The organism is Micromonospora sp. NPDC049060, assembly GCF_040649055.1.
GTDB lineage: Bacteria > Actinomycetota > Actinomycetes > Mycobacteriales > Micromonosporaceae > Micromonospora > Micromonospora reichwaldensis.
In genome coordinates this window covers 61,617-74,351 of sequence record NZ_JBEZEV010000024.1, presented here as the reverse complement: position 1 = coordinate 74,351, position 12,735 = coordinate 61,617, and the positions used below count along the sequence as shown (strand labels likewise).

Genomic DNA, 12,735 nt, shown 5'->3' with positions numbered 1-12,735 from the left:
CCGGTGGGGGCCGGGGGCGGTCGTGGGGGGGGGGGGGGGCCGCCGGGCGCTTCCGGCGCGCGGCGCATCGGCGACGGGCGGTCCGCCGGGCGGCGGTCCGGTGTCAGAGGGAACGCACCGCGCCCGGCACGGTGAACTCGATGGTCTCGCGGGCGACCTCGCGCTCCACCACCGTCACCGGCCCGCGCGCCCGCAGCGCCTCGACCACGCCCTCGACCAGGCGCGGCGGGGCGGACGCACCCGCGGTGACCCCGACCGTGCTGACACCCGCCAGCCACTCCGGCAGGATCTCCGCCGCGTCCTCGATGAGGTGGGCCGGTCGGCCGGCGCGGCGGGCCAGCTCGACGAGCCGTTGCGTGTTCGCCGAGTTGGTCGAGCCGACCACGAGCACGAGGTCGGACTCCTCGGCGACCGTACGCAACGCCGCCTGCCGGTTGGTCGAGGCGTAGCAGATGTCGGCCGAGGACGGCCCGCGCAGCGCGGGGAACCGCTGGCGCAGCACGTCGAGCACCTCGGCGGTCTCGTCCACGGCGAGCGTGGTCTGGGTCAGGTACGACACCCGGTCCGGGTCGGGCACCTGGACCGTGTGCGCGTCCTCCAGCGACTGCACGAGCAGCATCCGCTCCGGCGCCTCGCCCAGGGTGCCCTCGGTCTCCTCGTGCCCCGCGTGCCCCACGAGCAGGACGGTGTCCCCACGGTCGGCGTACCGGCGCGCCTCCGTGTGCACCTTCGCCACCAGCGGACACGTCGCGTCGAACACCTCCAGGCCGAGCCGGTCGGCCTCGGCGCGCACCACGGGCGACACCCCGTGCGCCGAGAACACCACAGTCGCGCCGGCGGGCACCTCGGCGAGTTCCTCGACGAACACGGCGCCGCGCGACTCCAGGTCGGCGACGACGTGCGCGTTGTGGACGATCTGTTTGCGGACGTACACCGGGCTGCCCCGGCTGGCGAGCGCACGCTCGACGATCTCGATCGCACGCTCGACACCGGCGCAGAACGCACGCGGTGCCGCGAGCAGTACCGTTACGGACTCGGCTACGGACATCGCGCACTCCTTCCCACGCATCTCCGCAGTATCGAGCCGGGTCCTCGCAATCCGGTGGGGTTCCGATGGAGCACCAGCGACGACGCTCGGCGCCGGCACGCCGCTATCCGTTCACCTGGTAGGCGGCGAGAACCGTCTCGGAGATGAGGCGGGGGGCGGCCGCCCGGTCCACCTGCCCGCTGGCCACGTCGGCGGCGGCGCCCTTCATGATGTGGTGCAGGACGCTGGTCAGCCAGTTGGCCGGCAGGTCGACCCGGAACACCCCCTCGTCCTGGCCCCGGCGGATCAACTGGTCGACGCGTCGCGCCGGCTCGGCGTGCAGCTGGTGCACGCGTTCGGGCGGCAGCGACGCCTGGGCCGCCTCCAGCACGGCGCTCGACTGGGCGATCAGCAGCCAGCTCGACCGGATCAGCACGCGCAGGGCGTCCCGCGGGTCGCCGGTCAGGTCGAGGCCCGCCAGGAGTTCCTCCCCCTCTGCCAGCACCCGGGTCAGCGCGGCCTCGACCAGGGCGTCCCGGGACGGGAAGTGACCGTAGAGGGTCACCCGGCCCACCCGCGCCGCCTGCGCGATGTCGCTGACGCTGGCGTCGGGGTCGCGACTCAGGCAGCTCACCGCCGCCTCCAGGATCCTCTCCACGTTCTGCTGGGCGTCGGCCCGGCGGGTCGGCTTGGCGAGTGGGCGAGTCATGGAACTTCCCCTAAGTCGAACAGGCGTGCATGAGTTAACGTGTCTCCGTAACTTGAACACTACCGTTCAACTTGGCGGAGGAGCCTGGCAGCCATGGCGGAACCTGTGACCGCAACCGAAACTCCCACACCCGCGAGTCCGCATCCGCAGCGCTGGCGGATCCTGGGCCTCGTCGGCATCGCCCAACTGATGCTGATCCTGGACGTCACCGTCGTCGCGATCGCCCTGCCGCACATGGGGTCGGACCTGGGGATGGATCGGGAAGCCCTCACGTGGGTGGTGAGTGGATACACCCTCACCTTCGGCGGCCTGCTGCTGCTCGGCGGGCGTGCCGCGGACCTGTTCGGCGCCCGGCGCCTCGTCCTCGCCGGGCTCCTGCTGTTCAGCGCCGCGTCCCTGACGGCGGGGCTGGCGACCAGCGGCCCCATGCTGCTGGGCGGTCGCATCGGTCAGGGCCTCGCGGCGGCGATCCTCTCCCCCGCCGCCCTGTCCCTGGTCGTCACGATCTTCGACGGCGACGAGCGCAACAAGGCGCTGGGCATCTGGTCGGCGCTCGGCGGCGGCGGCGCCGCCCTCGGCGTCCTCCTCGGCGGCCTGCTCACCGCCGGGCCGGGCTGGCCCTGGGTGTTCTTCATCAACGTGCCCGTCGGCATCATCCTGCTGCTGGCCCTGCGGATGCAGCTTCCGCCCCAGGCGCCCACCGGCGCGACGGCCCGGCTCGACGTGCCCGGCGCCCTGCTGGTGACGGCGGCCACCGGAGCGCTGATCTACGCGCTGATCCGGGCCGGCGACGTCGGCTGGGGCAGCCCGACGATCCTGCTGCTGCTGGTCGCCGCCGTGGTCCTCTACGCCGGGTTCTTCGTCCGCCAGCGCCTGGCCGCGAGCCCGCTGATGGACGTACGCCTCCTGCTCCGCCGGCCGGTGGCGGTCGGGGCGCTGCTGATCCTCGTCGCTACCGCGTTGATGATCACGGTCTTCTTCCTGGGCACGTTCTACCTCCAGAACTACCAGGGCTACGGCGCCCTGCGCACCGGGCTGCTCTTCCTGCCCGTGGCGATCACGACCATGCTCGGCGCGAACGCCGCCGGCCGCGCCATCGGGCGGACCGGGGCGCGCACCCTCGGCGTCCTGGGGCTGCTCGTCGCGGCGGCCGGCATGGCGGTCCCCGCCTTCGTCGACGGGACCCTGGCCCTCGTCGTCGGGGTGGCCGTCGCCGCCGCCGGCACGGGCGTCCTCTTCGTCGTGGCCTCCGCCGTCGCGCTCGGTCAGGTCGCGCCGCACGAGGCCGGTCTCGCGTCCGGCATCGTCAGCACCTTCCACGAGTTCGGCGCCTCGCTGGGTGCCGCCGTGGTGTCGAGCATGGCCGCGGCCAGCATCGCCGGCACCAGCACCACCGGCTTCTCCCGGGGCTTCACCACCGGTGCCGTCATCGCCGTCGTCGCCGCGGTCCTGACCTTCGTCCTCACCCCGCGACCGGCCCGCTGACCCCGGACCGGTGGTCGGCGGGGGCCCGCCCGCCGACCACCGGTTCGGACACCCCGCGCCGACCGTACGCCCGCCCGCCGCGCGCTCCGTCCCTGCCGGCGCCGAACCTCTCGCCGCCGCTGCCGGCGCGATGGCCGCTACGACCCACCGGATCGCCGGGACAGGTCCGGGGTGGACCCGGCGAGGCGGGCGGGCCAACGGCAGAGGTTGCCGCCACGGTACGACGGTTACTCTGCCGTCATGGCGAGCGGGGAACTGGATGAGTTGATCGTCGCGGACGCCGAGGCGCTGCGCGCGTGGTTGTCGGCCCACCACGCCACGTCGCCCGGCGTCTGGCTCGCCCTGACCAGGAAGGGCGGCACCGTCACGAGCCTGACGTGGCAGCAGGCGGTCGACGAGGCCCTGTGCTTCGGCTGGATCGACGGGCAGGCCCGTAAGCGGGATCAGGAGACCTCCTGGATCCGGTTCACCCCGCGCAGGCCCCGCAGCTCCTGGTCACAACGCAACGTCGCCCACGTGGCCCGGTTGGAAGCCCAGGGGCGGATGCTGCCCTCCGGCCGGGCCGCGGTGGAAGCCGCGAAGGCGGACGGGCGGTGGGCGGCCGCCTACGCCCCGCCGTCGGAAGCCGAGGTGCCGGCCGATCTCCTCGCCGCCATCGCTGCCGACCCCGCCGCCCAGGCCATGTTCGACGTACTCACCAAGACCAACCGGTTCGCCCTCATCCACCGCGTCAACGGCGTCAAACGAGCGCAGACCCGCGAGCGGAAGATCGCCGAGTTCGTCGCCATGCTCGCCCGCCACGAGACGATCTATCCGCAGAAGGCCGCACCTCCGCGGCCACCGTCGTCGACGTGACCCTGATCGAGCGCCTGCCGCGTCAGAGGTCAGACCGACGGAACCCCCTGACCGTCGTCTGCCTGACCGACGTGCACCCCGCCCACGGGATGACTGCTGTTCTGCTGGGCGATCGACTCGGGGCATGCCTGCGCGACCGCGCCGCTCATCAGGCGGAGGGATCTCCGGTCGGGAAGCTCGGGCCAGGTCGACGGGCAGAACACCCGGGCCAAGGCGATCGCAGACGCCCCCGTCCGGCGTTCGGCGGCGCGGACCCAGTTCCGCAGCGTCTCGTGACTCATCCCGAGTTCACGGGCGACCCGGTTGATCGGCCGCTGCGACGAGCGGACCAGTTCGACCGCGTCACGCCGGAACTCTTCCGTGTACTTCGATGGACGCCCCCACGGGGACACCCCTTCCTCTGGACCAGCGTCCAGTCTCAGGGTGTCCACATCTCAGGGGGACGCCCACCACTCCCCGTGGACGCAATCCGAGGTTGTTGGCCACCATCGGAGCATGCTCGTTCTGTAGCCTTCCGCGAAGGCCGCTCTCGCCAATCGTGACTGCCGGCCTCGACCGCGCGGTCGCCAGGCAGACAGGTCGGCGATCATGTCAGACGAACCCAGGCCCCATGGATCGGATATAACCGGCTTCCCGGTCCTGAGGTCCAATCGGAGTTCGGGGCGCCCCAGGCCGTCGGCGGCTGTGGCGAGCAGCGGCACCTCTTGACGCAACCTTGCCATGAGGATGTGCGCGCGTGCCATCGTGGCGCCGCAGACGCGGGGTCGTCCGCTTCGGCCCAGCCGGCGGTGCGGGACCTGGTGCCAGACCGTCCACAGTCCACCGCGAACCGGTACGCCAAGCCGGCCGGATGACGGTCTCACCAGCCGGAGAGCGAGCAACCCGGCGCCGGCAAGGCGTTCGGCGATCAGGAGGCGCTCAGCGGCCCGACGCGGCGGTTCTTCCCGCAACAGCAACGCCTGCAATGGGTACCTCGTCCTCTTCCGGGGCGTCTCTGGTGCACCTCCGCCGACCAACCCCAGTCCTGCAGGCCATAGGGCGGCAACACCCGATGCAAACGTCGAGTCCGGTTCGTCAGGTTCTTGTGGATCGTTTGCCAGCCAATCCATGACGGTGACCTGGAGCCCGCTGCTCACCTCGCGTACTCGTAGGTGCGCGATGGCACAGTTCGGAAAGTAGTGCCAAGCGAGCGTGCGACCGATGTCGTCAGCAACATGCTGGAGATAGGGCTGGAGTGTCCCACCGTGTCCGACCAGCGCGACACTCTCCGAAGGGTGCGCCGCGTGGATCTTCGACAGCAGTCGACCGGTGCGGTCAATGAGCTGCGGTAGATCTTCGCCGGCCGGAATCCCGCCGGCGCGGGATCCGTCACACCAACGGTTGATCTGATCCTCGACAGCGCATCGATGGGAGCGGTCGGCGCTGCCATCCAACTTGCCAAAGTCTATCTCCGCTGCCTCCTCCGCCAGGACAGGCACCAGACGGTGCGGTGCGGCGATCACGGACGCGGTTTCCCGCGCGCGCCGCAGCGGCGAGGTATAGACGGCGGCGACCGGCCGGGCGCTGATGAAGGCGGCCGCAGCGTTGGCCTGCTGACGGCCCCGTTCCGTCAGTCCACCGTCGTCGCCGCGGCTGACAAGACGACCGGCACGGGTGGACACCGCCTCACCGTGGCGGGTGAAGTAGATGTCGGTCCAGGTCACCCAGGCTCCCCCGGGCCGTTGCCGGCGAGCAGGTCCAGCAGGACGGGGAGCCGCTCGGGCGCCCGGCGGAGGCGGCGCATCAGGTGATCGAGGTCGTTGGGCGGTTCCGCCTGGGCACAGGAGGCGTCGAGTGACCGGCGGGCCAGCAGCATGGTCCAGTTGACCTGCTTAACCAGCCAGGTCGTGAACAGCCCCGGCTCCGGGGCGGGGAGGGTGCCGCCGGCGGCGGCGTATCCGCGCAGCAAGTCGGCGGCGAGGTCTTTCCGGGGTTGGTCCTCAAGGATCTCGGTCCACTCCGCGACGGTCGCGGCCAGCTCCTCAGCGGCGCTCCACGGACCGGCCACGTCCCAGTCAAGGAGGAGCAGGTGGTCCTTGCTGACTACTACGTTGTGCTGGGTAACGTCTCGGTGTGTCCGGATCATCCTGTAGTTACAGGCGTGACGGGCCTGCAGCATTTCCCTGATCAGCCGTATCGCGGGTTTGGCCCGATGTAGTTGCGCAGCCCACACGAGTTGCCGGGCGACCGCCTCCTCGACGACGGCGTCGAGTTCAGCCTCGGTGGGCATCTCCCACATCCCGACGGGCTGGGAAAACCGGGTGGACATCCCAAGTCCGTGCAGTCTTGCGAGCGCCACGCCGAGATCCGCGACCATCCGGCCGCTCACTCTGGTTGGCAGGTGGGCGTCAGATATCCAGTGATGGACCGCGACAAGCACGTCTCCGGTCGGGTGCGGGGCCACCGGCAGCACAGCCGCGCCATCGCTGGTGAACACTCGCCGGGCAACTGGAACGCCGGCGATGTGGGCCGCCGCTTCAAGCTCGGCTGCGTCCTGCAACCATCGGCGGTCCCCGCCAGTGGCCGCCGGATCGAGTTCCTTGATTGCGTACGACCCACGGTCGGTGGTCAGGCGCCACATCTGGTGGCTCCGCCGTCCGACGAGGGTGGCCGAGACGGGAGCGCCGAGTTCGAAACGTTGGCATACCCGATCCCAGCGACCGCTATGGTCCGCTTCGAGAGATACGAGATAGTGCTCGCGGGCAGTCATTTGAGGCTCACCTGCGGCACAGCCGATGCGGCCTGCGCTCGTCGCGTAGCGGCCCGCCCCCGCATGGCCAGCAGCCCCGCCGCCGCCCCGGCCAGGACCGCGACCAATAGCACCGTCCTGGTGGTGGTCACAGACCCCAGCACGCCGGCGGCGCCCCTGCCCAGCATCATTCCTCCGACAAAGAGGGCTCCGAACCAGCTCTCCACCCCGGCGAACATTGTCGCCGGGGCCACCGACTGCCGGTATGTCACCGTAGCAACGTTACCGATGACCGACACCGGGCTCACGATGAGTCGCTGAGCGACCAGGACCGCGAGCGCAGCGAAACCGGCGGGTGGGGCGACCGCGATGGCAGCGAGCGAGGCCGCTCCGACCAACTGCTGCATGGCAACAGCGGCGAAGGGGCTGACCTTCTCGAGTACGCGCGCGGCGACCATTCCGCTGAGCGCGGCGGTCACGCCGCCAAGGGCGTAGATGACGCCCTGGCTGGTCGGGTCGATTTGCAGCCCACGTGTCACGTGGATCGTCCACACCGTGCCCGACGCGCCGAGTCCGAAGCCCTCCAGTGCGGTGACCAGGAGAAGGAGCCGAAGCCCAAGGTTGGTGGCGATGAACCGGCGAGGTGCGACGGCTCGACTGCCCGTCGCGGATGTTTCATCGGTCGTCTCGGTGAGCGCAGACGCTTGACGGATAGAGACCTGCCGCTGGCTGAACGAGTAGATGATGGCGGCGGCGCCGAGTATTAGGAGCGTGTCGAGTCCGAGGGTCAGCGGTCCGCCGAGTCGGGCGACGGCGAAGCCGGCGACGGCTTGAGCGCACACCTCGGCAATCGCCGTGACGGTGGCCAGTCTGGCGTTGCCCCGGGTCAATTCCCGCTTGGAGGCGAGTCGGGCCATCGCCGAGCGGAAGGCGATCGTGTGCACGGTCGCGGTGGAGCCGATGAGGAACGCGGAGGCGATGACGGTGGGGATCGTGAGTTTGCCGGCTAGGTGGAGGGACGGGATCATGGCCATCGCCGCGGCCCGTGCCAGAAGGGTCCAGCGCAGCACTCGGACCGGGTGGGCGCGCTCGATGACGCGGGCGAACAAGAAGCCAACGAAGAGGGTGGGGACGTCGAGCGCGATGAACACCAGCGCCATGTCGCCAGCCCGGGCGTTCAGGCTCAGCACTGCGGCCAGGGGAAGCGCGAACTGGGTGATCTGGTTGCCGAGGAGGGTGAGCGATTCAGCGAGGACAATCCTGCCTACCGGGCGGTAAGCGGGTGCTGTGGTCACTGCCGCTGTCCTGTGGTGTCGTAGCGGCCCGGTCCGGCCGGGCCCAGACCTTTCCCGGTGGTCGTCGGGCTGTGTGGCTGGGCGGCGGCCAGGTCGGCGTAGCGGGCCAGAACCGGGTCGGCCTGCAGCAGCTTCACGGCGTCGGGATAGTCGGCGAGGAGTTCGGCAACTAGGCGAATGCAGAACTTGTCCCGGCTGGCGGGGCGGCTCAGGTGCTTCTTGGTGTGCCAGGTGTGGTGGAACAGGTGCACCGGCTCGCCGTCCGACCATTCGGATGTACTCGTGTCCCAGTACGAATCGGCCAAGGTCCGCACCCTCACTGCGTGTCGAGCCGCCGTGTAGGCCGGCAGGCGCTGCTCGGCGAAGGTGATCCGGGAGACCGGGTGGACGTCGGCCGGCTCGTTGTTTCCGCTCATATAGGTCAGCGCCAGGTCGGTGAAGCTAGCGAGGTGGTCCTGCCGGGTGAAGAGGGCCAGGGCCATGTTGCAGGCGGGTAGGTCGTCGTGCCAGCCAGGGAACGTGACGCCGGCTGGGTTCGGCAGGTCGGCCAAGAGTGGGTAGATCTCGCGGTCGAGTGTCTCGTGGTGGGCGCAGAGGAAGTCGCTGGTCGACATCGGCGGGAGTGGTTGTCGCAGGAACAGATCCAGGTCCAGCACGGCTACGGGGGCGCTACTCAGGCTCAGCCCGACGATCTTCGGCAGGGCGAAGTAGATCTCGGGTGGGAAGGTACGGTGGTTGATCGCGTCGATCTCCGCGTTGTAGTAACCGTCGTACAACTGCAGCAAGCCGCGGGCGTCGAGGAACTCCAGGGTCGGTGTGTCGGCGAAGAGGCTGACGGGTCCGTGGAACCTGTTCCATGCCTTGACCGACAGGATGATTGTAATGATCTCCTCTGGCGGTAGCAGCACGCGGCGCAGTTCGGCAGGGTCCCATCCTTGGGCGGCGGCGCTGCGGAGCCGGGGGGCGACCCAGTTTGCGTGTACGGCCGGAATCGTGCTCGGCATCATGGCTATCTTTCCCTCCGTACCAGCAGGCGTGGGTCGGGTACCGCGGCGGCCAGGTAGTCCCGGCCGATGACGTCCTCTACAGCCAGCACCGTGCCCCGGCTGTCGTCGCGCAGTGCCGTGAGCCAGTCGGGATGGTCCCTTTGCATCTGAGCGCTGTTGAGATGCGTCCGTTGGCCGACTAAGTCGACCAGTTGCAGGGTGCGCATGGCGCACGGGCCGGCCAGCACGAAGCGGTGCATGGCCCAGGGCCCCGGCAAAGTCATCACGTGATGCCGAGTAGTGCCAGCGGGCGGGTGCTGTCGCGGGCGTGATGCCGGTTCGCGGCGGCGATGTTGGTGACGCCAGCGGTGCGGAGTGCGCCGATGGCGGCGTTGCGCAGGGCGGCCATGACTTGGGGTCCGGTGCCGGTACGGATCTGGGACCGGTCTTCGTCGTAGGTGACGTCTCGCACCCAGTGGACCTTGTTCTCGATCGACCAGTGACCACGGATCCACGCGGCCAGTTGTGCCGGCCTGGCCTGGTGCACATGCAGGTCGGTGATGGCATAGACGGTCTCGGTGGTGAAACGTTTCGGCTGGTCGAGGCGACGTCTGCGGCGGCGGATCTGCAGTGCTTGGGCGGCGTGTGGGAAGTCGATCCCGGTGGAGACAGTCAGGATCTTGCAGGTGCGGATCTCGCGGCGGCCATGGCCGCGGTCGGTATAGCGTGCGGCGTCGGGGACGGCCCGCCAGGGCAGGCCGGCGAGTTGGGCGTGCAGGTTGGGCTGGTTGGCCTTGACGGTCAGGATCCAGTACGTGCCGCGTTCGGCGAGGTAGGCGACGTGGTCGCGCTGGCAGTGCAATGCGTCGGCGGTGATCACGGTGCCGCGCAGGTCGCCGATCTGGTCGAGCAGCGGTGCGAAGCGGGTGATTTCGTTGGTCTTGCCGTCGACGGCGGTGCTTGCGAGGACGACGCCGGTGGCCTGGTCGCAGGCGGCGAGAACATGTGGGGCGGCGGCGTCGATAGTACGGGAGCCACGTAGCGTCTTGCCGTCCACGGCGATCGCCCGCCGCTGGGCGGGCACTGTCGCCACGGTCCGGGTGCAGAGCCAGCCATTGACGGCCGCAGTGAGCAGGTCCGAGTCCAGGCCCTGCAACAACCGGCGGATCATCGCCTCCGACGGGCGCCGGTCCGGGGCGATACCCAGCGCGACCGCCGTCGCAGCAGGGACATCAGCGATCCACTCAGCGATTGCGGTGTAGGAGCGGTAGCCGGCCACCACGGCACAGACCGCTGCGGTCACCACCACGGTCAACCGGTGCCGGACACCGCGGCGGGCGCGGGGATCCGGCAGATCGGCCAGCGCTGCGGGCAGCCCGGCAACGGTTTCGGGCACCGTGACAGCCGGTGCGGCGGACACAGACGAGATCAGCGATGATGACAGGGCGGGCATGACTCACTTCGGATGATCAACAAGGCGTAGAGAACCTCGATGATCATCTGAACCGGTCATGCCCGCCCTGCTACCACCAGCAAGGGCGCGTCTACACCAACCACATTAAGCCGGACAGCCTCACGACTTTGCCGGGGCCCTGATCCAGATCCTGGCCGTCTTTGCCCTCTACCGCCTCACCCCAGCTCAGATCGCAGCCGTGTGCAGCGCCCTTCGCCGACTGGCCGCGCACACCGCTGCCGTGGGGCAACCTTCGCAGCTCAACCTGCTGCTCGCCCACGTCGTTCCCGACGCACGATCACCCGCATGCCGGGCAGGCCAGCCGGCCAGGCTGAGCGGCCGGTCAACTCTGCGACCTGTGTCAATCCTGTCAGGACACGGCCGTAAGGCGGCGCGCTGCGAGAATACTCAACTCCCCGACCAACTGCTCGGCCCGCTCGGCGTCGGCAGCACGGGTCTGGATCCGGGTGGCGATCTCACCCCGCGCCAGCAGCGCCGTGCAGAGATGTGTCGGCTGCTCCGGGCCATCCTCGTCGATCACCTCGCAGAACAGTAGCTGGCTGTCCAGCCTGGCCAGTTTGGGTAGCTCCCGTTCGCCGAGGACCCGGTGCTGCCCCTCCCGGTCCTGGTAGGTGCCGCAGCCCAGCTTGCTGCGGACCTGGGCGACTGCCTCGGTCGCCGGGATCACGCCCCAGGCGCCGGAGAACTGCTCGATCTCCAGATCCGGACCGGTCCACTCGCGGCGCTGCCCGAACGCGCTCAGGTAGACGCCGCTGCCGGGACGATTCCCACATACCGGCGACAGGACATCGGCGGTGTACGGCGACTGCAGCGGCACACTTCGAACATCGGCGACATCCAGGGCCGGGCCGATCAGTACCTCGCCGATCTGGTCCTCCAGCTCCGGGGCGAGATCATGGATCGACTGCACCCCGGTTACCGCCGGGCCAGTGCTGTGCGGGGCCGCTGGCGACCGCTGGCCGCCGCCGGCTGAGGAGTTGCTGCTGGCTGACCCGCAGGCCGCGGTGAGAAGGATTCCCACCGCGGTCACCAGGGCTGGCAGTGCCCGGCGCAGGTTCGTCACCAGCGCTGCCTGTACGGTTCGGTCACCGTCGCGCTCTTGGGTGATCCTGCTTTCCACACTACGTCCTTCACCATCGAGCCTGAGGAGTTGAAGCCCTTCGCCCAGCCCAGCTCGGCGAAGCGGCCGTTCTCGTTGTCAGAGATACCCGTCGCAATGTCCTTCGCGTCCTTGTTAAAGTCCCACCGGTCCTCGGCATGGATGGTAATCCGCATGGCGACAGTGTCGCCGGTAACGGTGACCTCGGCGCTGGCCCAGATGTCGAACGAGCCGAGAGTCTTCTGCCAGCGCTCAGTGGCAGGATTCGACCTGATGTTTTGGCTCTGGCCGGTGATCTGGAATGAGTGGCTTCCCGACTTTCCGGCCAACTGCTCGGAGGCCCGTTGCGCTGCCGCGATTTCCGCGTCGATGACTTCGCGCAGGAAGGGATCCTGATCGTACGCAGGGGCGAAGTCGAAAACGTAAGGCTCGCCGGTGCCGGAAGCGTAGCGGTCGTACATGTAGGGAGCGTCGCCCCAGTCAGCGCACGGACCCACCCCGGCTCGTACGGAAGCGATGCATCCGTACCGGTACGCCTGCCACTTGGCCCGGCTGGCAATGTCGGCCGGGGTGGCCTTGGCCTTCGGGTCGTACACGAAGTCATCGTCCCACGGGCCGTGGTTCACCGGTCTGTGCGGTGCGCCGATACAGAAGCGGCCGGAGCACGTGTTTGGCCGGTACTTCTTGACCCTGGTCTTCTTCCCGCCGGGCTCATGGACGATCTCCCCATCGGGTGTAGGCGTGGTGTACATGCTGCAGTCGTCGTTGCCGCACTGTTTCAATCCGCTGGGGTCGCTGGCGTTGACCGGGCTGTTGTTGCTGTAATTGTAGCCATTCATCTGCTGCGGGTCGGACAGGTCCATCACTGGGTCGACGCTGATGAAACGACCGATGGCCGGATCGTACTCCCGAGCGCCCAAGTGGGTCAGACCGGTGTTGTCCTTGGTGCCCCCGACGAAGCCCTTTTCGTTGGGCCACGCCGGACTGGTCCCGCGCGGCGTCCCAAACGGGGTCTCCCGGCGGATCTTTGCCTGCTGCGTCACGGCGTCGACCGCCACCCGTCCTGCGCTGCACCGG

12 protein-coding genes and 1 pseudogene are annotated in these 12,735 nt (G+C 69.4%); 2 read left to right on the top strand and 11 right to left on the bottom strand.

What is annotated here, in order from left to right; genetic code table 11:
- Positions 1-103 precede the first annotated feature (103 nt).
- Together ispH and AB0B83_RS12770 are read right to left on the bottom strand one after the other, a co-directional pair.
- Positions 104-1,048 (bottom strand): 4-hydroxy-3-methylbut-2-enyl diphosphate reductase, encoded by a 945-nt coding sequence (gene ispH / locus AB0B83_RS12775; protein ID WP_207914700.1) that lies wholly within the window; start codon positions 1,046-1,048, stop codon positions 104-106.
- A 103-nt stretch (positions 1,049-1,151) separates the two neighbouring features.
- Positions 1,152-1,736, bottom strand: coding sequence for a TetR/AcrR family transcriptional regulator (locus AB0B83_RS12770; RefSeq protein ID WP_357578289.1), 585 nt, complete (start codon positions 1,734-1,736; stop codon positions 1,152-1,154).
- A gap of 105 nt (positions 1,737-1,841) precedes the next feature.
- Here AB0B83_RS12770 and AB0B83_RS12765 point away from each other — a divergent pair, with 105 nt between their 5' ends.
- Both AB0B83_RS12765 and AB0B83_RS12760 read left to right on the top strand, forming a co-directional pair.
- Positions 1,842-3,221, top strand: coding sequence for an MFS transporter (locus tag AB0B83_RS12765; protein WP_357578288.1), 1,380 nt, complete (start codon positions 1,842-1,844; stop codon positions 3,219-3,221).
- 240 nt (positions 3,222-3,461) lie between these two features.
- A complete protein-coding gene (locus AB0B83_RS12760) occupies positions 3,462-4,076 on the top strand; it encodes a YdeI/OmpD-associated family protein (protein WP_357578287.1) in 615 nt (204 codons plus the stop codon).
- 230 nt (positions 4,077-4,306) lie between these two features.
- Here the strand turns inward: AB0B83_RS12760 and AB0B83_RS12755 are convergent.
- From AB0B83_RS12755 to AB0B83_RS12715, 9 genes and pseudogenes are all read right to left on the bottom strand, one after another.
- Positions 4,307-4,468 (bottom strand): annotated as a pseudogene (locus tag AB0B83_RS12755) (transposase); the annotation flags it as partial.
- 42 nt (positions 4,469-4,510) lie between these two features.
- Positions 4,511-5,779 carry a histidine phosphatase family protein gene (locus tag AB0B83_RS12750; protein ID WP_357578286.1) on the bottom strand — a complete coding sequence of 423 codons (1,269 nt, stop codon included), beginning with the start codon at positions 5,777-5,779 and terminating at the stop codon, positions 4,511-4,513.
- Positions 5,776-6,825, bottom strand: a complete 1,050-nt coding sequence (locus AB0B83_RS12745) for a phosphotransferase (protein WP_357578285.1) — start codon at positions 6,823-6,825, stop codon at positions 5,776-5,778. Before AB0B83_RS12745 ends, AB0B83_RS12750 begins: the two co-directional genes overlap by 4 nt.
- Positions 6,822-8,099 carry an MFS transporter gene (locus tag AB0B83_RS12740; protein WP_357578284.1) on the bottom strand — a complete coding sequence of 426 codons (1,278 nt, stop codon included), beginning with the start codon at positions 8,097-8,099 and terminating at the stop codon, positions 6,822-6,824. The genes AB0B83_RS12745 and AB0B83_RS12740 overlap by 4 nt, the downstream gene beginning before the upstream one ends.
- Positions 8,096-9,103 (bottom strand): DUF6734 family protein, encoded by a 1,008-nt coding sequence (locus tag AB0B83_RS12735; RefSeq protein ID WP_357578283.1) that lies wholly within the window; start codon positions 9,101-9,103, stop codon positions 8,096-8,098. Before AB0B83_RS12735 ends, AB0B83_RS12740 begins: the two co-directional genes overlap by 4 nt.
- A gap of 5 nt (positions 9,104-9,108) precedes the next feature.
- A complete protein-coding gene (locus tag AB0B83_RS12730) occupies positions 9,109-9,345 on the bottom strand; it encodes a hypothetical protein (protein WP_357578282.1) in 237 nt (78 codons plus the stop codon).
- A 23-nt stretch (positions 9,346-9,368) separates the two neighbouring features.
- Positions 9,369-10,538: an ISAs1 family transposase gene (locus AB0B83_RS12725; RefSeq protein ID WP_357578281.1), complete on the bottom strand. Its 1,170-nt coding sequence runs from the start codon at positions 10,536-10,538 to the stop codon at positions 9,369-9,371.
- 370 nt (positions 10,539-10,908) lie between these two features.
- Positions 10,909-11,679, bottom strand: a complete 771-nt coding sequence (locus tag AB0B83_RS12720) for a hypothetical protein (protein ID WP_357578280.1) — start codon at positions 11,677-11,679, stop codon at positions 10,909-10,911.
- A complete protein-coding gene (locus tag AB0B83_RS12715; protein WP_357578279.1) occupies positions 11,619-12,716 on the bottom strand; it encodes an RHS repeat-associated core domain-containing protein in 1,098 nt (365 codons plus the stop codon). The genes AB0B83_RS12720 and AB0B83_RS12715 overlap by 61 nt, the downstream gene beginning before the upstream one ends.
- Positions 12,717-12,735 lie beyond the last annotated feature (19 nt).